The sequence below is a fragment of the Leclercia adecarboxylata genome (genome assembly GCF_035787115.1).
In the GTDB taxonomy this organism is placed as follows: domain Bacteria; phylum Pseudomonadota; class Gammaproteobacteria; order Enterobacterales; family Enterobacteriaceae; genus Enterobacter; species Enterobacter adecarboxylatus_E.
In genome coordinates this window covers 1,336,966-1,362,265 of the sequence record NZ_JALKTL010000001.1, presented here as the reverse complement: position 1 = coordinate 1,362,265, position 25,300 = coordinate 1,336,966, and the positions used below count along the sequence as shown (strand labels likewise).

Sequence of the window (25,300 nt, the reverse complement as noted above, 5' to 3'; positions counted from 1 at the left end):
TACTCTCTGTGTGTTCGCTCGCAATTTTTCTTCTCCCCGATTGGCTAATGTAAAAATTTAGTTAAGACTGTTATCAGGTCAGACCACTTTGCGCATGTGTTATTTACAGGGGAGCGTTATGAGTCAGGCATTACCGCTAATCACCCGTCAGGGCGATCGCATTGCCATTGTCAGTGGATTACGTACGCCATTTGCCCGTCAGGCGACGGCGTTTCATGGCATACCTGCCGTCGATCTGGGAAAAATGGTGGTGGGAGAGTTGCTGGCCCGCAGCGAAATCCCTCCCGAGGTGATTGAACAGCTGGTCTTTGGCCAGGTGGTGCAAATGCCGGAAGCCCCGAATATCGCCCGTGAGATTGTGCTGGGCACCGGGATGAATGTGCACACCGATGCCTACAGCGTAAGCCGCGCCTGCGCTACCAGCTTTCAGGCGGTGGCGAACGTCGCGGAAAGCCTGATAACCGGCACCATTCGCGCCGGGATTGCCGGCGGCGCCGACTCCTCGTCCGTATTACCGATTGGCGTCAGCAAAAAGCTCGCGCGCGTGCTGGTGGACGTCAACAAGGCCCGCACTACCGGGCAGCGCCTGTCGCTGTTTTCGCGTCTGCGTCTGCGCGATTTACTCCCCGTCCCCCCTGCGGTAGCGGAATACTCCACCGGCTTGCGGATGGGCGACACCGCCGAGCAGATGGCGAAGACTTACGGCATTACCCGTGAACAGCAGGATGCGCTGGCGCACCGTTCTCATCAGCGCGCTGCCCAGGCCTGGGCGGAAGGCAAGCTAGCGGAGGAGGTTATGACCGCTTACACGCCGCCGTTCCGCGAGCCGCTGAGCGAAGATAACAATATTCGCGGCACGTCCACGCTGGCGGATTACGCGAAACTGCGCCCGGCATTCGATCGTAAACACGGCACCGTCACCGCGGCGAACAGCACACCGTTAACCGATGGTGCGGCGGCGGTGATCCTGATGACCGAATCCCGCGCCAGAGAGCTGGGCCTGAAGCCGCTCGGCTATCTGCGCAGCTATGCTTTTACCGCCATTGATGTCTGGCAGGACATGCTGCTGGGACCGGCCTGGTCCACGCCGCTGGCGCTGGAGCGTGCCGGGCTCACGCTTGGCGATCTGACGCTGATCGACATGCATGAAGCCTTTGCCGCGCAGACCCTGGCCAACCTGCAATTGCTGGCCAGCGAACGTTTTGCCCGGGATGTGCTGGGCCGCACCCACGCCACCGGTGAAGTGGATGAAAGCAACTTTAACGTGCTGGGGGGCTCTATCGCGTTCGGTCACCCCTTTGCGGCGACAGGGGCGAGGATGATCACCCAAACGCTGCATGAGTTGCGCCGTCGCGGCGGCGGATTTGGCCTGGTCACCGCGTGTGCGGCGGGTGGCCTGGGTGCCGCAATGGTTCTGGAGGCGGAATAATGGAGATGACAACGGCATTTACCCTGCATGTGCGTCTGGACAACGTGGCGGTGGTCACCATTGATGCGCCAGGGGAAAAGATGAATACCCTGAAAGCGGAGTTTGGCGATCAGGTTCGCGTGATCCTGAAGCAGGTGCGAGAAAATAAAACGCTTCGCGGGCTGGTGTTTATCTCGGCCAAACCGGACAATTTTATTGCCGGTGCCGATATCAATATGATTGCCCGGGCCGAAAGCGCGCAGGCGGCGGAAGATCTGGCGCGGCAGGGGCAGCAAATTATGGCTGAAATTCATGCCCTGACGATCCCGGCGATTGCGGCGATCCATGGGGCATGTCTCGGCGGTGGCCTGGAGCTGGCGCTGGCCTGCCATGCGCGAATTTGTACCGATGATGCCAAAACGGTGCTGGGCCTGCCGGAAGTGCAGCTTGGCTTGCTGCCAGGTTCAGGCGGCACACAACGTCTGCCGCGGCTGGTGGGCGTCAGCACGGCGCTGGAGATGATCCTTGCCGGTAAACAGCTACGCCCGCGTCAGGCCCTGAAAGTCGGGCTGGTGGATGAAGTGGTTCCGCACGCCATCCTGCTGGAAGCCGCCGTTGCGCTGGCCCTGAAGGGTAAACCGGACAACCGTCGCTTACCGGTGCGCGAGCGCGTGCTGGCAGGTCCGCTGGGGCGTGCGCTGCTGTTCAAAATGGTGGCGAACAAAACCGAGCAAAAAACCCAGGGCAACTACCCGGCGACAAAACGCATACTTGAGGTTATCCATACCGGCCTGACTCAGGGCAGCAGCAGCGGCTATGCCGCAGAAGCGAAAGCCTTTGGCGAGCTGGCGATGACGCCTCAGTCTCAGGCGCTGCGCAGCATCTTTTTTGCCAGTACCGAGGTGAAAAAAGATCCCGGCAGCGAAGCCGGGCCTGCGCCGCTTGAGGCGATCGGAGTACTGGGTGGTGGGCTGATGGGCGGGGGGATCGCCTTTGTGAGCGCCAGCAAAGGTAAACTACCGGTGCGGATCAAAGACATTAACCCAAAAGGGATCAACCACGCCCTGCAGTACAGCTGGCAGCTGCTTGATAAAAAGGTCAAACGCCGCCATATCAAAGCCAGTGAGCGCGATCGCCAGCTGGCGCTGATCTCCGGTACCACCGACTATCGGGGATTTCGCCATCGCGATGTGATCATTGAAGCGGTCTTCGAGGATCTGACGCTTAAACAGCAGATGGTGGCCGAGGTAGAGGCGAACTGTGCGCCGCACACCATTTTTGCCTCCAACACCTCGTCGTTACCTATCGGCGATATTGCCGCCCGGGCCGCGCGCCCTGAACAGGTGATTGGGCTGCATTTCTTTAGCCCGGTAGAAAAAATGCCGCTGGTGGAGGTTATTCCGCACGCCGGAACCAGCCCGCAGACCATTGCCACCGTCGTTAAGCTGGCAAAGATGCAGGGCAAAACGCCGATAGTGGTGGCCGATAAAGCCGGGTTCTACGTCAACCGCATTCTGGCGCCCTATATTAATGAAGCTATGCGCCTGTTGACCGAAGGCGAAAAGGTTGAGCATATCGATAATGCGCTGGTGAAGTTTGGTTTCCCTGTTGGCCCAATCCAACTTTTGGATGAGGTGGGAATCGATACCGGCACTAAAATTATACCTGTGCTGGAAAGCGCTTATGGTGAACGGTTTAGCGCGCCTGCAAACATTGTTTCTGCAATTTTGAACGACGATCGCAAAGGCAGAAAAAATGGACGCGGTTTCTATCTTTACGATCCAAAAGGGCGTAAAAGCAAGAAACAGGTAGACCCGGCTGTTTATGGGCTTATCAGTGCAGGCCGCGAGGGCAAATTGTCTGCGCAACAGTGCGCAGAACGTTGCGTCATGATGATGCTCAACGAGGCGGCGCGCTGCTTCGATGAGAAGGTCATCAAAAATGCCCGCGATGGCGACATTGGCGCCGTGTTTGGCATTGGTTTTCCACCTTTCCTGGGTGGCCCGTTCCGCTATATGGATAGCTTAGGTGCGGGTGAAGTCGTTGCGATTTTACAACGACTGGCTGTGCAATATGGGCCGCGGTTTACACCGTGCGACACTTTATTGCAGATGGCAGATCAGGGGCTGCGATTTTGGCCAGCCAAGGAAACTGACCTTGTAAATTAAGGTCAAATAAGAGTAAATCCGCCGTTGAAGGGTCTGGTCCTGTCTAATTTGTAAACTGACATTGACTATACTTACGCCGTTGAGGTAAAAAACAGCGTTTCATTCAACGGATGGATCAGGCACAATGCCCGGCCATCGGTTTTTCTACCTCGTTAAGTGTTCACGCGGGGTAATAATACCGGTGATCCTGGTCAACAAAAGCGGTGCAATATGCAAGTTTTTATCATGCGTCACGGTGACGCGGCACTTGATGCTGCCAGTGACTCTGTTCGTCCTCTGACGCCTTGCGGCTGTGACGAGTCCCGCCAAATGGCAACCTGGCTGAAAGGGCAAAAAGTGGATATTGAACGTGTCCTCGTTAGCCCGTTCTTACGCGCTGAACAGACGCTGGATGTGGTAGGGGAGTGTATGAACCTGCCAGCCAATGTCGATGTTCTGCCAGAACTGACCCCGTGTGGCGACGTGGGTCTTGTCAGTGCCTATCTTCAGGCGCTGTGCAATGAAGGCGTCACCTCTGCGTTGGTGATTTCCCATCTGCCGTTAGTCGGCTATCTGGTCTCTGAACTCTGCCCGGGCGAAACGCCGCCAATGTTCAGCACCTCTGCCATCGCCAATGTCACCCTCACTGAAACGGGTTCTGGCGTGTTCAACTGGCAGATGAGCCCCTGCAATCTGAAGATGGCGAAAGCTATCTGACGTAAAACGGATCCAGGCGGGTAGCATGTGCCACCCGCCTGCCTCTCAGGGCAGCTCAGGCGGCTGCCACTCTTCTACTTCAATCAACACCAGCAAGGCGGCATCACCGCCATACTCTTTTGGTGCCTGATGAAATGCCATTACGTGTGGATGCTGAGCCAGCCACAGCGGGGTTTGCTGCTTAAGAATATGTTTGCCGTGGCCGTGCATTACGCAGGCACAAAAAACATGTTCGCGACGGCAGGCGGCGATCAGCGCGCCCAGCTCCTGTTTCGCCTGCATCTGGGTTAACCCGTGCAGATCGAGAAACAGCTCCGGCGAATAGTCGCCACGCCGCAACTTTTTCAGTTCAAAATGGCTGACATCCGCACGCACGTATTTCACCGCACCCTCCGTGTTCAGCAGCGGCTGAAACTCGTCGGAAAAATAGTGGCTGGCGTCGACCTGCTCCTGAATCAGTCGTTTTACGGGAACTTCACTCACTTTTTTGCGAAGCGGGCGGTGGACGATGGTGTCCTGCTTGATTTTACGCGTGCCGGTCATCAGCTGGCGAAACAGCGTTTGATCCTCCTGGCTCAAGGATGTTTTCTTTTTCATGGGTCCGTCTCATCTCTTATTTCCGACAGTGTACCTGACTCGCCGCACGGCAAAACGCATTTTTTACCCGCAAGCCGTTAGCGACAGTGCTGATTTATCGCCGTCTTCATGGCACACTAGCCGCCGAAAATTTAGCGAGCATGCCCTGGAGAACATAGTGGATAAAATTTTTGTCGATGAAGCGGTGAATGAGCTGCAAACCATTCAGGACATGTTGCGTTGGGCGGTCAGCCGTTTCAGCGCGGCCAATATCTGGTACGGTCACGGTACCGACAACCCGTGGGACGAAGCGGTGCAGCTGGTACTGCCGTCGCTCTATCTGCCGCTGGATATTCCGGAGGATATGCGCGCTGCGCGCCTCACCTCCAGCGAAAAACACCGCATCGTTGAGCGCGTGATCCGTCGCGTCAACGAACGCATCCCGGTGGCGTACCTCACCAACAAAGCCTGGTTCTGCGGCCATGAGTTCTATGTCGATGAACGCGTGCTGGTGCCGCGCTCGCCGATTGGAGAACTGATCAACAATCAGTTTGCTGGCCTGATTGACCATCAGCCTGAGCATATCCTGGATATGTGTACCGGCAGCGGCTGCATCGCCATTGCCTGCGCGTATGCCTTCCCGGAAGCGGAAGTGGATGCCGTTGACATCTCCCCTGACGCGCTGGCGGTAGCGGAACACAATATTGAAGAGCACGGTCTGATCCACCACGTCACCCCGATCCGTTCCGATCTGTTCCGTGACCTGCCGAAAGTACAGTACGACCTGATTGTGACCAATCCACCGTACGTTGACGCGGAAGATATGTCCGACCTGCCAAACGAATATCGCCACGAACCTGAGCTGGGACTGGCGTCCGGCTCTGATGGCCTGAAGCTCACCCGCCGCATCCTGGCCTGCGCGCCGGATTATCTGACCGATGACGGTATTCTGATTTGTGAAGTCGGTAACAGCATGGTACATCTGATGGAGCAATATCCGGATGTGCCGTTCACCTGGCTCGAGTTCGACAACGGTGGCGACGGCGTCTTCATGCTGACCAAAGCGCAGCTTCTCGCCGCGCGCGAGCACTTCAGCATCTACAAAGATTAATCCAACGGGCTGCGGCCCGTTTCACATTGCAAACACAGAAAGCTCAAACACAGAACAACGAAAACGGAGCCGTGATGGCAGGAAACAGTATTGGACAATTATTCCGTGTGACGACGTTTGGTGAGTCCCACGGGCTGGCGCTGGGCTGCATCGTTGATGGCGTACCGCCAGGCATCGAGTTAACCGAAGCCGATTTACAGCACGATCTTGACCGGCGTCGCCCGGGGACGTCGCGCTACACCACTCAGCGGCGCGAGCCGGATCAAGTCAAAATCCTGTCTGGCGTCTTTGAAGGACGCACCACCGGCACCAGCATTGGCCTGCTGATTGAGAATACCGATCAGCGCTCCCAGGACTACGGCGCCATTAAGGATGTGTTCCGTCCGGGGCACGCCGACTACACCTACGAGCAAAAATACGGTTTTCGCGACTATCGCGGCGGCGGACGCTCCTCCGCCCGTGAAACCGCCATGCGCGTGGCGGCAGGCGCCATTGCCAAAAAATACCTCGCGCAGAAGTTTGGCATCACCATCCGCGGCTGCCTGACCCAGATGGGCGATATTCCGTTGGCGATCCAGGACTGGGAGCAGGTTGAACAGAATCCGTTTTTCTGTGCCGATGCGTCGAAGCTGGAAGCGCTGGACGAACTGATGCGCGCCCTGAAGAAAGAGGGCGACTCCATTGGCGCTAAAGTCACGGTGGTGGCTGACGGCGTACCGCCGGGCTGGGGCGAGCCGGTATTTGACCGCCTCGACGCCGACATCGCCCATGCAATGATGAGCATCAACGCGGTGAAAGGCGTTGAAATCGGCGACGGTTTTGACGTTGTTCAGCTTCGCGGCAGCCAGAACCGCGACGAGATAACGAAAGAGGGCTTCCAGAGCAATCATGCGGGCGGCATTCTGGGCGGTATCAGCAGCGGACAGCAGATTATCGCCAACATTGCGTTGAAACCGACCTCCAGTATTACCGTGCCGGGCCACACCCTTAACCGCTCTGGCGAAGAAGTTGAGATGATCACCAAAGGGCGTCACGATCCCTGCGTCGGGATCCGCGCGGTACCGATCGCCGAAGCGATGCTGGCGATCGTGCTGATGGATCACTTCCTGCGCCAGCGCGCGCAGAATGCGGATGTGACGACCACCATTCCACGCTGGTAACCATGAAAAAAACCGCAATTGCTCTGCTGGCGCTGCTTGCCAGTGGAGCCGCTCTGGCGGCAACGCCGTGGCAAAAAATCAACCACCCGGTGGCGGGCAGTGCCCAGTCCATCGGCGGGTTTTCTAACGGCTGTATCGTTGGCGCCGAGGCGCTGCCCCAGCAATCCAGCACTTACCAGGTGATGCGTACCGATCAGCGTCGCTACTTTGGTCACCCGGATCTGGTGCTGTTTATTCAGCGCCTCGGCAACCAGGTGCACAACCTGGGGCTAGGCACGATGCTGATAGGCGATATGGGGATGCCGGCAGGTGGACGTTTCAACGGCGGCCACGCCAGCCATCAAACCGGCCTGGATGTGGATATCTTCCTGCAGCTGCCGAAAACTCGCTGGACGTCGGCACAGCTGCTGAAGCCGCAGGCGCTCGATCTGGTTGCCCGCGATGGCAAGCGTGTTGTGCCGTCGCTCTGGTCGCAGGAGGTTTCCAGCATGATCAAGCTGGCGGCGAAAGATAACGACGTGACCCGTATCTTCGTCAACCCGGCCATCAAGCAGCAGCTCTGCGAAGATGCCGGAACCGACCGCGACTGGCTGCGCAAAGTGCGACCCTGGTTCCAGCACCGCGCGCACATGCACGTGCGTCTGCGCTGCCCGGCGAACAGTCTTGAGTGTGAAGATCAACCGTTACCGCCGCCAGGCGATGGCTGCGGCGCGGAATTACAAAGCTGGTTTGAGCCAGCGAAACCTGGAACCACCAAGCCTGAGAAGAAGACACCGCCTCCGTTGCCGCCTTCCTGCCAGGCGCTACTGGATGAGCATGCCCTGTGATGGACCAATTTGCTGAGTTATTTATGGTATCGCCGCTGATGCTGGTGGCGCTGTTTTTTATCGCCATGCTGGCGGGTTTTATTGATGCGCTGGCCGGCGGTGGCGGGCTGTTGACCGTTCCAGCCCTGCTGGCGACAGGAATGAGCCCGGCCCAGGCGCTGGCGACCAATAAATTACAGGCGTGCGGCGGATCCTTATCCGCGTCGCTCTATTTTATCCGCCGTAAGGTGGTAAGCCTTGCCGATCAGAAGCTTAATATCCTGATGACCTTTATCGGCTCTACCAGCGGCGCGCTGCTGGTACAGCACGTACAATCCGATGTGTTGCGCCAGATCCTGCCCATTCTTGTTATCTGCATTGGTCTCTACTTTTTGCTGATGCCAAAGCTGGGCGAAGAGGACCGGCAGCGCCGTCTGCACGGATTGCCGTTTGCGTTGATTGCCGGCGGCTGTGTCGGTTTTTATGACGGCTTCTTCGGGCCGGGCGCCGGGTCGTTTTACGCGCTGGCGTTTGTGACCCTGGCCGGTTTTAACCTCGCCAAATCCACCGCCCATGCGAAAGTGCTGAACGCCACCTCTAACGTGGGAGGCCTGCTGCTGTTTATCATCGGCGGCAAGGTGCTCTGGGCGACTGGCTTTGTGATGATGGCAGGACAATTTCTGGGCGCAAGGGCAGGTTCGCGCCTGGTGCTCAGCAAAGGGCAGCAGCTCATTCGTCCGATGATTGTCATCGTCTCGGCCGTGATGAGCGCAAAACTTCTTTATGACAGCCACGGACAGGAGATCCTCAACTGGTTGGGGATGAACTAATGAACAGTACGCATAAATACGAACAGCTGATTGATATTTTCGACGACTGCTTCGCAGATGATTTTAATACCCGTCTGATTAAAGGCGACGACGAACCGATCTATCTTCCTGCTGATGCAGAGGTGCCTTACAACAGAATCGTCTTTGCACACGGTTTTTACGCCAGTGGAATGCATGAGATTTCACACTGGTGCATTGCCGGGAAAGTCCGTCGCGAGCTGGTGGATTTTGGCTACTGGTACTGCCCGGATGGGCGCGACGCGGCGACGCAGGGGCAATTTGAAGATGTGGAAGTCAAACCCCAGGCGCTCGAATGGTTGTTCTGCATGGCGGCGGGTTTTCCGTTTAACGTCAGCTGCGACAACCTGGAAGGGGACTGCGAGCCGGATCGGATCGCGTTTCAGCGCCGCGTCCATGCCCAGGTGATGGACTACCTTGAGAAGGGGATTCCGGAACGCCCGGCGCGCTTTATTCGCGCATTACAACACTATTACCACACGCCGGACATTACGGCGGAACACTTCCCGTGGCCGGAAGATCTTAACTGAGGAAAGAAGATGATCGCAGAATTTGAATCACGCATTCTGGCGTTAATTGATGACATGGTGGAGCACGCCAGTGACGATGAACTGTTTGCCAGCGGTTATCTGCGTGGTCACCTGACGCTGGCCGTTGCCGAGCTGGAAGCCGGTGACGACCATTCACCAGAAGCGGTGCATGCTGAAGTCTCCCGCAGCCTGGAAAAGGCCATTCTGGCGGGCGAGCTTTCTCCGCGCGACCAGTCTCTGGTGCTGGGCATGTGGGATAGCCTGTTTCAGAAGGCCAGCCTGAACTAATCGGTAATCGCCCGGTGGCGCTGCGCTTACCGGGCCTACGGGTTATTCCCTCTCCCCTATGGGGAGAGGGTCAGGGTGAGGAGCCCGGCCCGCATCTATTTCACCATTTTCCCCTTCAGCAGCTTCCTCACCCATAACCGGTTCGGATTGAGCGCGGCCAGCGTGTGGCTGTCCAGTGGGATCGGCTCGTTGCTCATCTGCGCAGCGAGCACTTCCGCCGTCAGCGGCGCCGTACAGAGCCCACGTGAACCCAGCCCGCCCAGTACAAACAGATTACGGAATTCCGGGGCACTCACCGCCTGGTCTTTGTTGTTTGCTAAATCCTGATAAGCCGCCAGCGTGGCGTCGTAATCCGGCACCGCACCGGTCATCGGCAGATGATCGCGGGTGGCGCAGCGAATACCGTTTCGCGCTTCTCCTCCGCTGACGTCCACCTCGCGTACCCACGCCGCCTGCGGCAAACAGTCGAGCAGACGCTGGCGATTATTCTGCTGATCCTCTTCGCTGTACTGCGGCTCGGTCTGCCCGCGATGATAGCTTGCGCCGATACAGTGCTGACCATTGGTCGGATTTTGTGGGGTCAGATATCCGTCGTAGCAGAGCACCTGACTCAGCTGACTAAGCTGCGGAGCAGCCGGGATATGGCTCACCTGGCCGCCTACCGGATAGACCGGCAGCTGTGTGGTCTGGCTAAACTGGCTTATGCCGTGCCCGTTAGCCAGCACCACGCTGCCATGTTGCGCCCGTTCGCCGTCGGCAAAATGCAGCCTCCACTGCGCGTCAGTCTGCGCCAGCGACTGCACCTTACGACCAAAGAGCACCCGTAAACCGAGAGTCTGCGCCAGCGTAATTACCGCCGCGGTGAGCTGCGCCGGACACAGCCAGCCGCCGAGAGGATACTGGATCCCGCCGCAGCCGGTTGCCACCCCGATGCTCTCTTCTACTTGCTCAGCACTGACCGCCACGGCAATCTGCTCAGGCAGGCCCAGGGCCAGCATCTGGTCGATTTTTTTCTGGCTCTTTTCGTCCCAGCCCAGCTGGGTGACGCCGCACCAGGCATGATCAAAAGTCACCGGCAGGGCATCGTACAGACGGCGGGCGAAGGTAAAGGCGGCCGGGAAAAACTGGCTCAGCGCGGCATCGTGGGCGCTCAGCAGCGGATAAAGCGCCCCCTGACGATTGCCAGAAGCACCTGTCGCCGGGGCATCATCGGCGCAGTAGAGCGTCACCTGCCAGCCGCGGCGTAACAGCGCCAGCGACAGCAGGGCGCTGGCGATACCGCCGCCCACCACGGCGGTTTCACGCCCATCACAGGCCGTGCGGGTAAACCAGGGCGTGCGGGCAGGGGAAGGGCGCTCCTGTTCCATTACTCCGACGAGCATTTCGCGCTTACGGCCAAAACCTTTGGTTTTTTGCACGGTGAAGCCCGACTCCTGCAGGCCGCGACGAACAAACCCGGCGCAGGTGAAGGTGGCGAGTGTTCCACCGGGGCGCGCCAGACGGGCCATGGCGGCAAACAGCTGCGGGCTCCACATGTCCGGGTTTTTGGCCGGAGCAAAGCCATCCAGGAACCAGGCGTCGACCTGCTGGTTCAGGGAGTCGTCCAGCTTATCGGTCAGTTCGTTAATATCACCGAGCCAGATGTCGAGCGTGACGCGCCCGCCGTCCAGCAGCAGACGATGACAGCCCGCGACAGGCAGCGGCCACTGGACCTGGAGCTGCTCTGCCCAGGGCGCTAATTCCGGCCAGCGCTGGTGCGCCAGACGCAGGTCGGCGGCGGTAAGCGGGAATTTCTCGAAACTGATGAAATGTAACCTTTGCAGCGTAGCCTCAGGGTGGGCCGCACGGAAGCGATCGAACGCCTGCCAGAGGGTGAGAAAGTTCAACCCGGTGCCAAATCCGCTCTCGGCCACCACAAACAGATCGCGGGGATGCTGCGGAAAACGGGAATTCAGCTTATTTCCATCGAGGAAAACATAACGTGTCTCTTCCAGTCCGTTATCATTAGAGAAGTAGACATCATCAAAATCTCGGGAAACAGGTGTACCCTCAGCGTTAAATTCGAGGTTGGCGGGTTGTATAGCGTTTTGTTTCACGTAAGTTACTCGTCTGACAGGCTGTAGCGCGATCTTAACGATGTGCGTCTGTTGGTGCAAATTTCCGCAGAAATTGGCTGATCGGACTTGTTCGGCGTACAAGTGTACGCTATTGTGCGACTCGAAACTTAAAATAGTGCGACTTACAGAGGTATTGAATGAAACGTGCAGTGATTACTGGCTTGGGCATCGTTTCCAGCATCGGTAATAACCAGCAGGAAGTCCTGGCATCTCTGCGTGAAGGACGCTCCGGGATCACCTTCTCTGAAGAGTTTAAAGATTCCGGTATGCGTAGCCACGTATGGGGTAATGTAAAACTGGACACCACGGGCATGATCGATCGCAAAGTGGTCCGTTTCATGAACGATGCCTCCATATACGCCTATCTCTCCATGCAGGAAGCGATTGCTGACGCTGGTCTGAATGAAGATGTTTACCAGAACAACCCACGTGTGGGTCTGATTGCCGGTTCCGGCGGTTCTTCTAAAGCGCAGGTATTCGGTGCGGACGCCATGCGTAGCCCGCGCGGCCTGAAAGCGGTCGGTCCTTATGTTGTGACCAAAGCCATGGGTTCAGCGGTTTCCGCTTGCCTGGCGACCCCATTCAAAATCCACGGCGTAAACTACTCCATCAGCTCCGCTTGCGCGACCTCTGCACACTGCATCGGTAACGCGGTCGAGCAGATTCAGCTGGGTAAACAGGACATCGTATTTGCTGGCGGCGGCGAAGAGCTGGGCTGGGAAATGGCCTGTGAGTTCGATGCGATGGGCGCCCTGTCCACCAAATACAACGAATGCCCGGAAAAAGCCTCCCGTACTTATGATGCAAACCGTGACGGTTTCGTTATCGCTGGCGGCGGCGGTATGGTTGTGGTTGAAGAGCTGGAGCACGCTCTGGCCCGTGGCGCGCATATCTATGCTGAGATCGTGGGCTACGGCGCAACGTCCGATGGCGCAGATATGGTTGCACCATCAGGTGAAGGCGCAGTGCGCTGCATGAAGATGGCCATGCACGGCCTTGATACCCCAATCGACTATCTGAACTCCCACGGTACTTCTACGCCGGTGGGCGACGTGAAAGAGCTGGGTGCTATTCGCGAAGTCTTTGGTGACAACAGCCCGGCTATCTCTGCAACCAAAGCCATGACCGGTCACTCTCTGGGTGCGGCTGGCGTGCAGGAAGCGATCTACTCGCTGCTGATGCTGGAACACGGCTTCATCGCGCCGAGCATCAACGTTGAAGAGCTGGACGAGCAGGCTGCAGGCCTGAACATCGTTACCGCGACCACCGAGCGTGAGCTGAACACCGTGATGTCTAACAGCTTCGGTTTCGGCGGTACCAACGCCACGCTGGTAATGCGTAAGCTGAAAGCATAAGCATTTGAATGTAGAGTAGAAGGGAGCCTGGGGCTCCCTTTTTTTATGCCTCAACATGGAGTTATGCATGCCGGCCGTTACCTCAGATAAAAATGCCTCCGCGGGGAATACTTCCCTGTTCCGTATCGCGTTTGCCGTATTCCTTACCTATATGACCGTTGGCCTGCCGTTGCCGGTGATCCCGCTGTTTGTTCACCAGGAGCTGGGCTATGGCAACACCATGGTCGGTATCGCCGTGGGTATTCAGTTTTTAGCCACGGTATTAACCCGTGGCTATGCCGGCCGTCTGGCAGATCAGCACGGCGCAAAACGCTCGGCATTGCAGGGGATGCTTGCCTGCGGGCTGGCGGGCGGCGCGTGGTTACTGGCCGCTCTGCTGCCCGTGGACGCGGCGTATAAATTTGCGCTGCTGGTGGTGGGGCGCTTAATTCTCGGTTTTGGTGAAAGCCAGCTGCTGACGGGCACCCTGACCTGGGGGATGGGGCTGGTGGGGCCGGCGCGCTCCGGCAAAGTGATGTCCTGGAACGGGATGGCTATTTATGGTGCGCTGGCCGCTGGCGCACCTCTGGGTTTGTTAATTCACAGTCAGTTTGGCTTTGCGGCATTGGCCGCTACCACAATGGCATTGCCGCTGGTGGCCTGGGCGTTTAACGGCACGGTGCGCAAGGTTCCTCCCCACAAAGGCGAACGTCCTTCCCTGTGGAGCGTCGTGGGTCAAATATGGCAGCCGGGTCTGGGCCTTGCGCTGCAGGGCGTAGGCTTTGCGGTGATTGGTACCTTCGTCTCGCTGTACTTTATGAGCCGCGGCTGGGCGATGGCCGGTTTTACGCTCACCGCTTTTGGCGGCGCGTTTGTACTGATGCGGGTGCTGTTCGGCTGGATGCCGGATCGCTTCGGCGGCGTAAAGGTGGCGGTGGCGTCGCTGGTGATTGAAACTATTGGTCTGGTCTTGCTCTGGCAGGCTCCCGATGCCTCTGTTGCTCTGCTCGGTGCGGCCTTAACCGGCTGCGGCTGTTCGCTGATTTTCCCGGCGCTGGGCGTGGAGGTGGTGAAACGCGTCGCGCCACAGGTGCGCGGCACGGCGCTGGGCGGCTATGCCGCGTTTCAGGATATCTCATACGGGATAACCGGGCCGCTGGCTGGGCTTTTAGCGACCTCCCTGGGTTATCCGTCGGTCTTCCTGGCAGGAGCGGTTTCAGCGGTGGCAGGGATTGTGGTAACGCTGGCGGCATTTCGCCGGAGTTAATTATGAGTTGCCCGGTAAGCGTAGCGCCACCGGGCAACACATCACGCGACCAGCCAGAAAAGCGCCAGCGCTATGACTAACGCCACTAACATCAGGCCCGGACGGGCAGACAGCGTTCTGAAGGTTTCAACCACCGGGGCAAACAGCGGGCTGTAGATCGGCTGAATATTGCGGGCTTCCGGAACGCCATTTTCCCGCTCGGTGCGGCGGGTAAAGATCTCATTGAGCAGATCCTGAACCTGGGCGGTGGTCAGCACCGTTTGTGGCGCCGCCTGCCAGTTCTGCCGGGCATAGTCCTGAATGTTGTCCCACTCCTGGGCTTCCAGCGGCTGTTTCAGTGCGGCCTGCAGGGTATGTAGCGTTGGCGCGCTCTGGGTACTCAGGGTCTGGCGCGCCTGCAGCCAGGTGGCAAGATGGGTAAACTGTCTGGCCGGTATTAATTCTCCCGCCTTTACGCCCGACAGCTCCAGCATCGACTGCCAGATAAGCTTGGTCGGTTCGCCCGTGGCGGCGGCCAGTTTGGTCACCATCTGATTCAGCGTATTGTGTTCTGCTGGCTGCAGCGGACGTTCCGTTGCAGGGCGCTGTTGCGGCTGTGGAATATTGAGCTGATTATTTTGCAGCAGCGTCAGCACCGTTTTGAGCTGTTCAGGGGTGAGCTGGTTAAGGGCCGTCTGGCCATACTGCTGGCGAATAAAATCGCTGGCCGCCTGGCGGTTATTGCCCAGATTGAGCAGCTCCGTCAACTGGGAGACCATCTGCCGGGTGGTGTGGTTTTGCTGCGCGGTATTCAGGCGCTGGTTGAGGTTTTGCTCTGCTGCAGGGAAGTGGCGCGACAACATGGGCGCATCACTCTTTAATCCCAGATCGTGTTTGACTCCGGCCCACACCTCCGCATTCTGCTGCGACGTCAGGGCTATCAACCGGGTGATCAGACGTTCCAGTACAGTACGTTGCTGGGTGGAGAGGGGCTGTTCGCCCGCGATGTGGGATGGACGCGGGCCATCACCCGGAGGTTGTGGCGGCGTACCTGAAATGGGCTGCATCGGCAAAAAATCCTTAAATTCGTTACTCATCGTTAACCAGGTTTACGTATATGCCTGGCGGCCAGATTATGGCACACTTGACCGGTTGACTTCCTCTCAAACAGGTACTCAGACGTGAAAATCCTCGTTGATGAAAATATGCCTTACGCCCGCGAGCTGTTCAGCCGCCTGGGTGAGGTTAAGGCCGTTCCCGGACGCCCCATTCCGCTCGCCGAGCTGGAGGATGCCGACGCGCTGATGGTGCGATCGGTGACAAAAGTGAATGAGGCGCTGTTGTCTGGCAAAGGGGTGAAGTTTGTCGGCACGGCAACCGCGGGAACCGATCATGTGGATGACGCGTGGCTGAAGCAGGCCGGGATCGGCTTCTCCGCCGCGCCGGGCTGCAACGCTATCGCCGTCGTGGAGTATGTTTTTTCCTCCCTGCTGATGCTGGCCGAGCGTGACGGGTTTACCCTTACCAGCCGCACCGTGGGTATTGTCGGCGTCGGTAACGTTGGCAGCCGCCTGCAAAAGCGCCTTGAGGCGTTAGGCATCCGCACGCTGCTGTGCGATCCGCCCCGCGCCGATCGTGGCGACGAAGGGGATTTCCGCAGCCTGGCTCAACTGGTGGCCGAATGTGACGTGCTCACCTTCCATACCCCTCTGTTTAAGGAAGGGCCGTATAAAACGCGCCATCTGGTAGATGACGCGCTGATAAGCCGCCTGAAGCCGGGCACTATCCTGATCAATGCCTGCCGTGGCCCGGTGGTGGACAACGCGGCCCTGCTGGAGCGTCTGGATGCCGGTCAGGATCTCAGCGTGGTGCTGGACGTATGGGAGCCGGAGCCGGATCTCAACGTGGCTCTGCTGAAAAAAGTGGATATCGGCACCGCGCATATCGCGGGCTATACCCTTGAGGGCAAAGCTCGCGGCACGACTCAGGTGTTCGAGGCTTACAGCACGTTTATCGGCAAATCCCAGCAGGTGGCGCTGGATACCCTGTTACCGACCCCGGATTTTGGCCGCATCACTCTGCACGGCCCGCTGGATCAGGGAACGCTGAAAAGGCTGGTGCATTTAGTGTATGATGTGCGCCGCGATGACGCGCTGCTGCGAAAAGTAGCGGGTATGCCGGGGGAATTTGACAAGCTGCGCAAGCATTACGTTGAGCGCCGCGAATGGTCTTCTCTGTACGTGATGTGTGATGACCCTGCTGCGGCATCGCTGCTGCATAAGCTGGGGTTCAACGCCGTTCATCACCCGGTTCGTTAATGTCTTCTTAATGCTCCCTGGCGGATACTCCGCCAGGGACGCTTTTTTATTTCTGGAGTAAACCACCATGTCTGAAGGCTGGAACATTGCCATACTGGGCGCAACGGGCGCCGTGGGCGAAGCCCTGCTCGAAACCCTTGCCGAGCGTCAGTTCCCGGTGGGCGACATCTATGCCCTGGCGCGTAACGAGAGCGCGGGCGAACATCTGCGTTTTGCGGGTAAATCCGTTGTGGTTCAGGACGCGGCCGAGTTCGACTGGACTCAGGCGCAGCTGGCCTTTTTCGCCGCCGGGACAGAAGCCTCCGCTGCGTATATTGAAGATGCCACCAACGCCGGTTGTCTGGTCATTGATTTAAGCGGCCTGTTTGCCCTTGAGCCGGACGTGCCGTTGGTGGTGCCGGAGGTGAATCCCTTCGTGCTGGCCGACTACCGCAACCGTAACATCATTGCCGTACCGGACAGCCTGACCAGCCAGCTGCTGTCAGCCCTGAAACCACTGATCGATGAAGGCGGCTTGTCCCGTATCGCCGTGACCAGCCTGATGTCGGTCTCTGCCCGCGGTAAAAAAGCGGTGGATGCGCTGGCCGGACAGAGCGCGAAGCTGCTGAACGGCATTCCGGTTGATGAAGATGACCTCTTTGGGCGACAGCTGGCCTTCAACATGCTGCCGCTGCTGCCGGATCGTGAAGGTAGCGTGCGTGAAGAGCGCCGTATCGTCGATGAAGTGCGCAAGATCCTGCAGGATGAGGGGCTGATGATCTCCGCCAGCTGCGTGCAGTCGCCCGTGTTCTATGGCCATGCCCAGATGGTGAGCTTTGAAGCTATGCGTCCGCTGGCGGCGGAAGAGGCGCGTGACGCCTTTGGCCGTGGCGAAGATATTGAGCTGTCCGAAGAGAGCGAGTTCCCGACCCAGGTGGGCGATGCAACGGGCAACGCTCGTCTCTCCATCGGCTGCGTACGCAACGACTACGGCATGCCGGAGCAGATCCAGTTCTGGTCGGTGGCCGATAACGTCCGTTTCGGCGGCGCGCTGATGGCGGTAAAAGTCGCTGAAAAACTGGTGCAGGAGTATCTGTACTGATGTCTGAAGTGGAACAAAAGCCGGTTCATAAGATTGCCCTCGGCATTGAGTACGACGGCAGTAAATATTATGGCTGGCAGCGTCAGAATGAGGTGCGCAGCGTCCAGGAAAAGCTGGAAAAAGCGCTCTCTCAGGTGGCGAATGAACCGATCGGCGTCTTTTGCGCCGGTCGTACCGATGCCGGTGTGCATGGCACCGGACAGGTCGTGCACTTTACCACCACCGCGGTGCGTAAAGACGCGGCCTGGACGCTGGGGGTAAATGCGAATTTGCCTGGTGACATCGCGGTGCGTTGGGTCAAAAATGTGCCGGATGATTTTCATGCCCGTTTCAGCGCCACCGCGCGCCGCTACCGCTACATCATCTATAACCAGCGTCTTCGTCCGGCGGTATTAGGCCAGGGCGTCACCCATTTTTATGAACCGCTGGATGCCGATCGCATGCACCGCGCGGCGCAGGTCTTAATTGGCGAAAACGACTTTACCTCGTTTCGTGCGGTACAGTGCCAGTCCCGCACCCCGTGGCGCAACGTGATGCACATTAACGTCAGCCGTCATGGGGCGTATGTGGTGGTGGATATCAAAGCCAATGCCTTTGTTCATCATATGGTCAGGAATATTACAGGCAGCCTGATGGAAGTAGGCGCCGGACACCAGCCGGAGAGCTGGATTGCAGAGTTGCTGGCAGCGAAGGACAGAACGCTGGCGGCAGCAACGGCGAAAGCGGAAGGGCTGTATCTGGTCTCGGTCGATTACCCGGATCGTTTTGACCTTCCAAAACCGCCAATGGGCCCGCTGTTTTTAGCGGACTGACAGCCGTGCAATAAAGGTTTAGATAATATGGACTTAATTCGCTTTCTCATTGATTTCATTCTGCATATTGATGTTCACCTGGCAGAGCTGGTCGCTGATTACGGCGTCTGGGTATATGCCATTCTGTTCCTGATCCTGTTCTGTGAAACCGGGCTGGTAGTGACGCCGTTCTTGCCGGGCGATTCGCTGCTGTTCGTGGCAGGGGCGCTGGCGTCGCTGGAAACCAACGATATCAACGTTCATCTTATGGTCGTCCTGATGCTCATCGCCGCGATCCTTGGCGATGCGGTGAACTACACTATAGGTCGGCTGTTTGGCGAGCGGTTGTTCAGTAACCCGGATTCGAAGATTTTCCGTCGTAGCTATCTCGATAAAACCCATGCGTTTTATGAGAAACACGGCGGCAAAACGATCATCCTCGCGCGTTTTGTGCCCATCGTCAGAACCTTTGCCCCCTTTGTTGCGGGTATGGGTCACATGTCGTACCGTCAGTTCGCGCTCTATAACGTGACTGGCGCGCTGTTATGGGTACTCAGCTTTACCTACGCAGGCTATTTCTTCGGTACCATCCCAATGATTCAGGAAAACCTTAAGTTGCTGATCGTAGGGATTATTGTGGTGTCGATTTTGCCGGGCGTTATCGAAGTGATTCGTCACCGGCGCGCGGCGGCAAAACAAGCAAAATAAAGGCACGACTGCGGTTCGACCACTTTTTTATCCAAAGTTTCGGGCTGTTATGTTTTAATGTGCAACATTCATGGTCTGTCGGGGGCAAAAATGGCATTATGCGCCCCTTACAGCAAACCTGGTTCAGGCAGAAAGGTTATCAATGAGCTGGATTGAACGAATTAAAAGCAATATCACCCCAACCCGCAAAGCGAGTATTCCTGAAGGGGTGTGGACCAAATGTGACAGCTGTGGCCAGGTTCTGTACCGCGCCGAGCTGGAGCGTAATCTGGAAGTTTGTCCGAAGTGCGATCATCACATGCGTATGTCAGCGCGTAACCGCCTGCATAGCCTGCTGGATGAAGGTTCTCTGGTTGAACTGGGCAGCGAGCTTGAGCCGAAAGATGTGCTGAAGTTCCGTGACTCCAAGAAATACAAAGACCGTCTGGCCTCAGCACAAAAAGAGACCGGCGAGAAAGACGCCCTGGTGGTGATGAAAGGGACGCTGCACGAGATGCCGGTTGTTGCGGCGGCGTTTGAGTTCTCCTTTATGGGCGGCTCAATGGGTTCCGTGGTGGGGGCGCGTTTCGTGCGTGCCGTTGAGCAGGCGCTGGAAGACAACTGCCCGCTGATCTGCTTCTCCGCCTCCGGTGGTGCCCGTATGCAGGAAGCGCTGATGTCGCTGATGCAGATGGCGAAAACCTCCGCAGCACTGGCGAAAATGCAAGAGCGCGGACTGCCGTACATCTCCGTACTGACCGACCCAACCATGGGTGGCGTATCGGCAAGTTTTGCGATGCTGGGCGATCTGAATATCGCTGAACCAAAAGCGCTGATCGGCTTTGCCGGCCCGCGCGTTATCGAACAAACGGTTCGTGAAAAGCTGCCGCCGGGCTTCCAGCGCAGTGAGTTCCTTATCGAAAAAGGCGCTATCGACATGATCGTTCGCCGTCCGGAAATGCGCCTGAAACTGGCCAGCATCCTGGCGAAGCTGATGAATCTGCCGTCGCCGAGCCCGGATGAGCCGCGCGAAGGTGTGGTGGTACCGGATCAGGAACCCGAGGCCTGATAACTGAAAAGGGCAGGGCCAGTGGCGCTGCCCTTTTGCTTTCTAACCGTAACTGAAAAGCGCGCAACATGGAAAATATCACTCTTCCCCAAGCCACGTCGCCTCTGGCCGCGTGGCTTTCTTATCTGGAAAACCTGCACAGTAAAGCCATCGACATGGGACTTGAGCGCGTCAGCCAGGTCGCGGCGCGCCTTGACGTTCTGAAACCAGCTCCCTTTGTGTTCACCGTGGCGGGCACCAACGGCAAAGGCACCACCTGCCGCACGCTGGAAGCCATGCTGATGGCGGCCGGCTACCGGGTGGGTGTTTACAGCTCTCCGCACCTGGTACGTTATACCGAGCGCGTGCGGGTGCAGAACGCGGAGTTAGCGGAATCGGCGCACACCGCCTCCTTCGCGCAAATCGAAGCCGCGCGCGGCGATACGTCGCTGACCTATTTCGAATATGGCACGCTGTCGGCGCTGTGGCTGTTTAAGCAGGCGCAGCTGGACGTGGTCATCCTGGAAGTGGGGCTGGGCGGGCGCCTGGACGCCACCAATATTGTGGATCCGGATGTGGCAGTGGTCACCAGCATCGCACTGGATCACACCGACTGGCTGGGACCGGATCGCGAGAGCATTGGCCGAGAAAAAGCCGGTATTTTCCGCGCCGGCAAACCGGCCATCGTCGGTGAACCCGACATGCCGCACACCATCGCCGGGGTGGCCCAGGAGAAAGGCGCTCAGCTTCAGCGTCGTGATCGGGACTGGCGCTACAGCGTGGCGGAAAATGGCTGGCGCTTTGAAGATGCCAACGGCGTGCTGGACAACCTGCCGCTGCCGCAGGTGCCGCAGCCGAATGCTGCGACGGCGCTCGCCGCGCTGCGCGCCAGCGGTCTGGCAGTAAGCGAGCAGGCGATGCGTGACGGCATTCAGAATGCGATTCTGGCCGGGCGTTTCCAGATAATTAGCGAATCACCGCGTCTGATTCTGGATGTGGCGCATAACCCTCATGCCGCGGCCTATCTCGCAGGACGTCTCAAATCCTTGCCAAAAACCGGGCGCGTGCTGGCGGTTATCGGTATGCTTCATGATAAAGATATTGGCGGCACGCTGGCCTGCATGGAGAGTGTGGTCGATAGCTGGTATTGTGCACCTCTGGAAGGCCCGCGCGGAGCGACTGCCGAACAGCTGTTGGCGCATCTTGGCAAAGGGCAGCGCTTTGAAAGCGTGGCGCAGGCCTGGCGGGCGGCAATGGCCGATGCCAGACCAGAAGATACCGTGCTGGTGTGTGGTTCATTCCACACGGTGGCACACGTCATGGACGTAATGGATGCGGGGAGAACCGGTGGCAAGTAAGTTTCAGAACCGTTTAGCAGGCACCATTGTGCTGGTGGCGCTGGGGGTGATTATTCTCCCGGGGCTGCTTGATGGACAGAAAAAGCATTACCAGGATGAATTCGCGGCGATCCCGCTGGTGCCGAAACCGGGCGACCGGGATGAGCCGGATATGCTCCCGGCGGCGACGCAGGCGCTGCCTGCGCAGCCTCCAGAAGGGGCTGCGGAAGAGGTGCGGGCGGGCGATGCCGCGGCCCCATCTTTAGATCCCGCGCGTCTGGCTGCCAGCAATAACAATGAGCTGGATCCCGTTCCGGCCCCGGTTGAGCAGTACGCACCAAAACCGGCACAAAAACCGAAACCGGCTGAGAAGCCGAAACCGCAGCGCGATAACACCAGCCAGCAGCTGGCAGCGGCCACAGAAACCCCACCGGCGAAAGCGGCAGCAGAAGAGAAGCCTGCCCCCACCGGTAAAGCGTACGTTGTGCAGCTCGGGGCGTTGAAAAATGCTGATAAGGTCAACGAGGTGGTGGCCAAACTCCGTGGCGCGGGATATCGCGTTTACACTTCACCTTCCACGCCGGTACAGGGTAAAATCACCCGTATTCTTGTGGGCCCGGATGCGTCAAGAGACAAGCTGAAGGGGTCGCTTGGGGAGCTGAATAAACTCTCCGGTTTGAGCGGCGTGGTGATGAACTACAGCGTGAATTAACGTACGCATTTTCCCCTTACCCTGACCCTCTCCGCCCAGGGGAGAGGGTAGGATTTTCGCCCTCTCGCTTGAGGGCGAAGGCCGGGATGAGGGGGAGGCAGACGTCCGGAGAGGCGCAAACTGCCCACGGCGCTGAATATTTTTTCAGCGCTTTTTTTATTTACGCGCGGGAAGGAAATCCCTACGCAAACGTTTTCTTTTTCTGTTAGAATTCGCCCCGAACTGGATGACAGGGCGTTTGATCGTGGGACACATATGGTCTGGATTGATTACGCCATCATTGCGGTGATAGGTTTTTCCTGTCTGGTTAGCCTGATCCGTGGCTTTGTTCGTGAAGCGTTATCGCTGGTAACCTGGGGCTGCGCCTTCTTTGTTGCCAGCCATTACTACACTTACCTGTCTGTCTGGTTCACGGGCTTTGAAGATGAACTGGTTCGAAATGGGATTGCCATCGCGGTGCTGTTTATCGCGACGCTGATTGTTGGCGCCATTGTTAACTATGTGATTGGCCAGCTGGTTGAGAAAACCGGTTTGTCAGGAACGGACAGGGTGCTTGGGATCTGTTTCGGAGCCTTACGAGGCGCGCTGATCGTTGCCGCGATACTGTTCTTCCTTGATACCTTTACCGGGTTCTCAAAGAGTGAAGACTGGCAAAAATCGCAGCTGATCCCGCAGTTCAGCTTCATCATCAGATGGTTCTTTGACTATCTGCAAAGCTCGTCGAGTTTTTTGCCCAGGGCATAAACCCTGAGATGTGGCTTAACGAGGAAATGACGAATGTGCGGTATTGTCGGTATCGCCGGTTTCATGCCGGTAAACCAGTCTATTTATGACGCATTATCGGTGCTTCAGCACCGTGGGCAGGATGCTGCGGGTATCATCACCATTGATGCACACAACTGCTTCCGTTTACGTAAGGCGAACGGCCTGGTAAACGATGTGTTTGAAGCCCGCCATATGCAGCGTCTTCAAGGTAACATGGGTATTGGTCACGTTCGTTACCCGACTGCTGGCAGTTCCAGCGCCTCTGAAGCTCAGCCGTTCTACGTTAACTCGCCGTATGGCATCACGCTTGCTCATAACGGCAACCTGACCAATGCTCACGAGCTGCGTAAGAAGCTGTTTGAAGAGAAGCGTCGTCACATTAACACCACTTCTGATTCTGAAATTCTGCTCAACGTCTTTGCCAGCGAGCTGGACAACTTCCGTCACTATCCGCTGGAAGCAGACAACATTTTTGCGGCGGTGGCAGCCACTAACCGCCTGATTCGCGGCGCGTATGCCTGCGTTGCGATGATTATCGGCCACGGTATGGTCGCTTTCCGCGACCCGAATGGTATTCGTCCGCTGGTGCTGGGCAAGCGCGACATCGGCGATGGCCGCACCGAGTATATGGTGGCTTCTGAAAGCGTGGCGCTGGATACGCTGGGCTTTGAGTTCCTGCGTGACGTTGCCCCTGGCGAAGCGGTCTACATCACCGAAAAAGGCCAGCTGTTTACCCGCCAGTGTGCGGAAAACCCGGTCAGCAATCCGTGCCTGTTCGAATACGTCTACTTTGCCCGTCCGGACTCCTTCATCGACAAAATCTCCGTCTACAGCGCCCGCGTCAACATGGGCACTAAGCTCGGCGAGAAGATTGCCCGCGAGTGGGAAGATCTTGATATTGACGTGGTGATCCCAATCCCTGAGACCTCCTGCGATATCGCGCTGGAGATGGCGCGTATTCTGGGTAAACCCTATCGTCAGGGCTTTGTGAAAAACCGCTATGTTGGCCGCACCTTCATCATGCCGGGCCAGCAGCTGCGCCGTAAGTCGGTCCGCCGCAAGCTGAACGCCAACCGCGCGGAATTCCGTGATAAGAACGTGCTGCTGGTAGACGATTCCATCGTGCGTGGCACCACTTCTGAGCAGATTATCGAGATGGCTCGTGAAGCGGGTGCGAAGAAGGTCTATCTGGCCTCTGCGGCACCTGAAATTCGCTTCCCGAACGTCTACGGGATCGACATGCCTACCGCCAACGAGCTGATTGCACACGGTCGTGAAGTGGATGAGATCCGCCAGATCATCGGTGCCGACGGCCTGATTTTCCAGGATCTGAACGATCTGATCGACGCGGTGCGCGCCGAGAATCCGGATATTCAGCAGTTTGAATGCTCGGTATTTAACGGTATCTACGTCACCAAAGATGTGGATCAGCAGTACCTGGACTATCTCGATTCGCTGCGCAACGACGACGCGAAAGCCGTCCAGCTGGCGAACGATCTCGAAAGTTTAGAGATGCACAACGAAGGTTAATCGTCATCACAGGCGAGGGCGTCCGCCCTCGCTTGCAACTCCCGCCAAAATCCTGCACAGTCAGCCCTGTATCAGCAAGGGCGAACATCATGAAACGATTAATTGTGGGGATCTCAGGGGCCAGCGGCGCGATTTATGGTGTGCGTTTGCTGCAGGTATTGCGCGACGTCGCCGACGTTGAAACCCATCTGGTGATGAGCCAGGCCGCGCGCCAGACCCTCTCTCTCGAAACCGATTTTTCCCTGCGTGACGTTCAGGCGCTGGCCGGCGTGGTGCACGATGCGCGCGATATCGCCGCCAGCATCTCCTCCGGGTCGTTTAAAACCGCGGGGATGGTAATCCTGCCCTGTTCCATCAAAACCCTTTCGGGCATCGTCAACAGCTATACCGATACGCTGGTGACCCGCGCGGCTGATGTGGTGCTGAAGGAGCGCCGTCCGCTGGTGCTCTGCGTGCGTGAAACCCCGCTCCATCTGGGCCATCTGCGCCTGATGACCCAGGCCGCCGAACTGGGCGCGGTAATTATGCCCCCGGTGCCGGCGTTTTATCACCGTCCGCAGTCGCTGGATGATGTGATCAATCAGACCGTTAACCGGGTACTTGATCAGTTTGATATTGCTCTGCCGGACGATCTGTTTACGCGCTGGCAGGGTGTCTGACGAGAAAAGGTCCTGCCAGGGTGCAGACCACCACAACTTGCCCTGTTTCAGGGCAATTCTGCAACAGCGATCATATCCTCAACA

At 57.8% G+C, this 25,300-nt stretch carries 24 protein-coding genes; 21 read left to right on the top strand and 3 right to left on the bottom strand.

Translation table 11 applies throughout. The annotated features are described in order from the left end of the window. Positions 1-118: 118 nt before the first annotated feature. From fadI to sixA, 3 genes are all read left to right on the top strand, one after another. Positions 119-1,429 (top strand): acetyl-CoA C-acyltransferase FadI, encoded by a 1,311-nt coding sequence (gene fadI / locus MXM41_RS06445; protein WP_325930603.1) that lies wholly within the window; start codon positions 119-121, stop codon positions 1,427-1,429. After that, a complete protein-coding gene (fadJ, locus tag MXM41_RS06440; RefSeq protein WP_325930602.1) occupies positions 1,429-3,576 on the top strand; it encodes a fatty acid oxidation complex subunit alpha FadJ in 2,148 nt (715 codons plus the stop codon). Before fadI ends, fadJ begins: the two co-directional genes overlap by 1 nt. 210 nt (positions 3,577-3,786) lie before the next feature. After that, a complete protein-coding gene (gene sixA, locus MXM41_RS06435; RefSeq protein ID WP_325930601.1) occupies positions 3,787-4,272 on the top strand; it encodes a phosphohistidine phosphatase SixA in 486 nt (161 codons plus the stop codon). A 45-nt stretch (positions 4,273-4,317) separates the two neighbouring features. Here the strand turns inward: sixA and smrB are convergent, their stop codons facing one another. After that, the gene (gene smrB / locus MXM41_RS06430) at positions 4,318-4,869 is read right to left on the bottom strand and encodes an endonuclease SmrB (RefSeq protein WP_325930600.1); all 552 of its coding nucleotides are present in this window, start codon (positions 4,867-4,869) and stop codon (positions 4,318-4,320) included. 157 nt (positions 4,870-5,026) lie between these two features. On the opposite strand from smrB, the gene prmB reads away from it, so the two are divergent. The 6 genes from prmB to MXM41_RS06400 all read left to right on the top strand — a co-directional run bounded on the left by prmB (position 5,027) and on the right by MXM41_RS06400 (position 9,591). Beyond that, on the top strand, positions 5,027-5,959 hold the full coding sequence (gene prmB, locus MXM41_RS06425) for a 50S ribosomal protein L3 N(5)-glutamine methyltransferase (protein WP_325930599.1): 933 nt from the start codon (positions 5,027-5,029) through the stop codon (positions 5,957-5,959). Between the two features lie 74 nt (positions 5,960-6,033). Beyond that, complete coding sequence (gene aroC / locus MXM41_RS06420) at positions 6,034-7,119, top strand: chorismate synthase (protein ID WP_325930598.1); 1,086 nt, start codon at positions 6,034-6,036, stop codon at positions 7,117-7,119. Between the two features lie 2 nt (positions 7,120-7,121). Continuing rightward, positions 7,122-7,946 (top strand): penicillin-insensitive murein endopeptidase, encoded by an 825-nt coding sequence (gene mepA, locus MXM41_RS06415; RefSeq protein WP_325930596.1) that lies wholly within the window; start codon positions 7,122-7,124, stop codon positions 7,944-7,946. Continuing rightward, a complete protein-coding gene (locus tag MXM41_RS06410; protein ID WP_325930594.1) occupies positions 7,946-8,755 on the top strand; it encodes a sulfite exporter TauE/SafE family protein in 810 nt (269 codons plus the stop codon). Before mepA ends, MXM41_RS06410 begins: the two co-directional genes overlap by 1 nt. Continuing rightward, entirely contained in the window at positions 8,755-9,303 is a 549-nt protein-coding gene (locus tag MXM41_RS06405; protein ID WP_325930593.1) for an elongation factor P hydroxylase, read from the top strand. Before MXM41_RS06410 ends, MXM41_RS06405 begins: the two co-directional genes overlap by 1 nt. Before the next feature lie 9 nt (positions 9,304-9,312). Continuing rightward, positions 9,313-9,591, top strand: coding sequence for a YfcL family protein (locus tag MXM41_RS06400; RefSeq protein ID WP_325930592.1), 279 nt, complete (start codon positions 9,313-9,315; stop codon positions 9,589-9,591). Between the two features lie 95 nt (positions 9,592-9,686). Here the strand turns inward: MXM41_RS06400 and mnmC are convergent, their stop codons facing one another. Next, positions 9,687-11,687, bottom strand: coding sequence for a bifunctional tRNA (5-methylaminomethyl-2-thiouridine)(34)-methyltransferase MnmD/FAD-dependent 5-carboxymethylaminomethyl-2-thiouridine(34) oxidoreductase MnmC (gene mnmC, locus MXM41_RS06395; protein WP_325930591.1), 2,001 nt, complete (start codon positions 11,685-11,687; stop codon positions 9,687-9,689). 158 nt (positions 11,688-11,845) lie between these two features. Between mnmC and fabB the strand changes: the two genes are divergently transcribed. Further along, positions 11,846-13,063: a beta-ketoacyl-ACP synthase I gene (gene fabB / locus MXM41_RS06390; RefSeq protein WP_325930590.1), complete on the top strand. Its 1,218-nt coding sequence runs from the start codon at positions 11,846-11,848 to the stop codon at positions 13,061-13,063. A gap of 67 nt (positions 13,064-13,130) precedes the next feature. Next, positions 13,131-14,309, top strand: coding sequence for an MFS transporter (locus MXM41_RS06385; protein ID WP_325930589.1), 1,179 nt, complete (start codon positions 13,131-13,133; stop codon positions 14,307-14,309). Between the two features lie 41 nt (positions 14,310-14,350). On the opposite strand, the gene flk is transcribed toward MXM41_RS06385, so the two are convergent. After that, positions 14,351-15,355, bottom strand: a complete 1,005-nt coding sequence (gene flk, locus MXM41_RS06380; RefSeq protein ID WP_325930588.1) for a flagella biosynthesis regulator Flk — start codon at positions 15,353-15,355, stop codon at positions 14,351-14,353. A gap of 114 nt (positions 15,356-15,469) precedes the next feature. Here flk and pdxB point away from each other — a divergent pair, with 114 nt between their 5' ends. From pdxB to MXM41_RS06330, 10 genes are all read left to right on the top strand, one after another. After that, the gene (gene pdxB / locus MXM41_RS06375) at positions 15,470-16,606 is read left to right on the top strand and encodes a 4-phosphoerythronate dehydrogenase PdxB (RefSeq protein WP_325930587.1); all 1,137 of its coding nucleotides are present in this window, start codon (positions 15,470-15,472) and stop codon (positions 16,604-16,606) included. 67 nt (positions 16,607-16,673) lie between these two features. After that, on the top strand, positions 16,674-17,687 hold the full coding sequence (locus MXM41_RS06370) for an aspartate-semialdehyde dehydrogenase (RefSeq protein WP_325930585.1): 1,014 nt from the start codon (positions 16,674-16,676) through the stop codon (positions 17,685-17,687). Next, positions 17,687-18,499, top strand: coding sequence for a tRNA pseudouridine(38-40) synthase TruA (gene truA, locus MXM41_RS06365; protein WP_325930584.1), 813 nt, complete (start codon positions 17,687-17,689; stop codon positions 18,497-18,499). The genes MXM41_RS06370 and truA overlap by 1 nt, the downstream gene beginning before the upstream one ends. 27 nt (positions 18,500-18,526) lie before the next feature. After that, entirely contained in the window at positions 18,527-19,186 is a 660-nt protein-coding gene (locus tag MXM41_RS06360) for a DedA family protein (RefSeq protein WP_250584995.1), read from the top strand. Positions 19,187-19,328: 142 nt separating this feature from the next. Further along, positions 19,329-20,234: an acetyl-CoA carboxylase, carboxyltransferase subunit beta gene (accD, locus tag MXM41_RS06355; RefSeq protein ID WP_103825166.1), complete on the top strand. Its 906-nt coding sequence runs from the start codon at positions 19,329-19,331 to the stop codon at positions 20,232-20,234. A gap of 68 nt (positions 20,235-20,302) precedes the next feature. Further along, a complete protein-coding gene (folC, locus tag MXM41_RS06350) occupies positions 20,303-21,571 on the top strand; it encodes a bifunctional tetrahydrofolate synthase/dihydrofolate synthase (RefSeq protein ID WP_325930579.1) in 1,269 nt (422 codons plus the stop codon). Next, positions 21,561-22,262: a cell division protein DedD gene (gene dedD, locus MXM41_RS06345; protein WP_325930578.1), complete on the top strand. Its 702-nt coding sequence runs from the start codon at positions 21,561-21,563 to the stop codon at positions 22,260-22,262. The genes folC and dedD overlap by 11 nt, the downstream gene beginning before the upstream one ends. Positions 22,263-22,517: 255 nt before the next feature. After that, positions 22,518-23,006 carry a colicin V production protein gene (gene cvpA / locus MXM41_RS06340; protein WP_039030950.1) on the top strand — a complete coding sequence of 163 codons (489 nt, stop codon included), beginning with the start codon at positions 22,518-22,520 and terminating at the stop codon, positions 23,004-23,006. Positions 23,007-23,039: 33 nt separating this feature from the next. Continuing rightward, complete coding sequence (gene purF, locus MXM41_RS06335) at positions 23,040-24,557, top strand: amidophosphoribosyltransferase (RefSeq protein WP_325930576.1); 1,518 nt, start codon at positions 23,040-23,042, stop codon at positions 24,555-24,557. Between the two features lie 89 nt (positions 24,558-24,646). Then, positions 24,647-25,216 (top strand): UbiX family flavin prenyltransferase, encoded by a 570-nt coding sequence (locus MXM41_RS06330; protein ID WP_325930575.1) that lies wholly within the window; start codon positions 24,647-24,649, stop codon positions 25,214-25,216. Positions 25,217-25,300: the final 84 nt, after the last annotated feature.

What these genes read in the sequence shown, in the direction of transcription:
- fadI (WP_325930603.1), top strand. Translation starts at nt 119, where the DNA reads ATGAGTCAGGCATTACCGCTAATCACCCGTCAGGGCGATCGCATTGCC.
- fadJ (WP_325930602.1), top strand. Translation starts at nt 1,429, where the DNA reads ATGGAGATGACAACGGCATTTACCCTGCATGTGCGTCTGGACAACGTG.
- sixA (WP_325930601.1), top strand. Translation starts at nt 3,787, where the DNA reads ATGCAAGTTTTTATCATGCGTCACGGTGACGCGGCACTTGATGCTGCC.
- smrB (WP_325930600.1), bottom strand. Translation starts at nt 4,869, where the DNA reads ATGAAAAAGAAAACATCCTTGAGCCAGGAGGATCAAACGCTGTTTCGC.
- aroC (WP_325930598.1), top strand. Translation starts at nt 6,034, where the DNA reads ATGGCAGGAAACAGTATTGGACAATTATTCCGTGTGACGACGTTTGGT.
- mepA (WP_325930596.1), top strand. Translation starts at nt 7,122, where the DNA reads ATGAAAAAAACCGCAATTGCTCTGCTGGCGCTGCTTGCCAGTGGAGCC.
- MXM41_RS06410 (WP_325930594.1), top strand. Translation starts at nt 7,946, where the DNA reads ATGGACCAATTTGCTGAGTTATTTATGGTATCGCCGCTGATGCTGGTG.
- MXM41_RS06405 (WP_325930593.1), top strand. Translation starts at nt 8,755, where the DNA reads ATGAACAGTACGCATAAATACGAACAGCTGATTGATATTTTCGACGAC.
- MXM41_RS06400 (WP_325930592.1), top strand. Translation starts at nt 9,313, where the DNA reads ATGATCGCAGAATTTGAATCACGCATTCTGGCGTTAATTGATGACATG.
- fabB (WP_325930590.1), top strand. Translation starts at nt 11,846, where the DNA reads ATGAAACGTGCAGTGATTACTGGCTTGGGCATCGTTTCCAGCATCGGT.
- MXM41_RS06385 (WP_325930589.1), top strand. Translation starts at nt 13,131, where the DNA reads ATGCCGGCCGTTACCTCAGATAAAAATGCCTCCGCGGGGAATACTTCC.
- flk (WP_325930588.1), bottom strand. Translation starts at nt 15,355, where the DNA reads ATGCAGCCCATTTCAGGTACGCCGCCACAACCTCCGGGTGATGGCCCG.
- MXM41_RS06370 (WP_325930585.1), top strand. Translation starts at nt 16,674, where the DNA reads ATGTCTGAAGGCTGGAACATTGCCATACTGGGCGCAACGGGCGCCGTG.
- truA (WP_325930584.1), top strand. Translation starts at nt 17,687, where the DNA reads ATGTCTGAAGTGGAACAAAAGCCGGTTCATAAGATTGCCCTCGGCATT.
- MXM41_RS06360 (WP_250584995.1), top strand. Translation starts at nt 18,527, where the DNA reads ATGGACTTAATTCGCTTTCTCATTGATTTCATTCTGCATATTGATGTT.
- accD (WP_103825166.1), top strand. Translation starts at nt 19,329, where the DNA reads ATGAGCTGGATTGAACGAATTAAAAGCAATATCACCCCAACCCGCAAA.
- folC (WP_325930579.1), top strand. Translation starts at nt 20,303, where the DNA reads ATGGAAAATATCACTCTTCCCCAAGCCACGTCGCCTCTGGCCGCGTGG.
- cvpA (WP_039030950.1), top strand. Translation starts at nt 22,518, where the DNA reads ATGGTCTGGATTGATTACGCCATCATTGCGGTGATAGGTTTTTCCTGT.
- purF (WP_325930576.1), top strand. Translation starts at nt 23,040, where the DNA reads ATGTGCGGTATTGTCGGTATCGCCGGTTTCATGCCGGTAAACCAGTCT.
- MXM41_RS06330 (WP_325930575.1), top strand. Translation starts at nt 24,647, where the DNA reads ATGAAACGATTAATTGTGGGGATCTCAGGGGCCAGCGGCGCGATTTAT.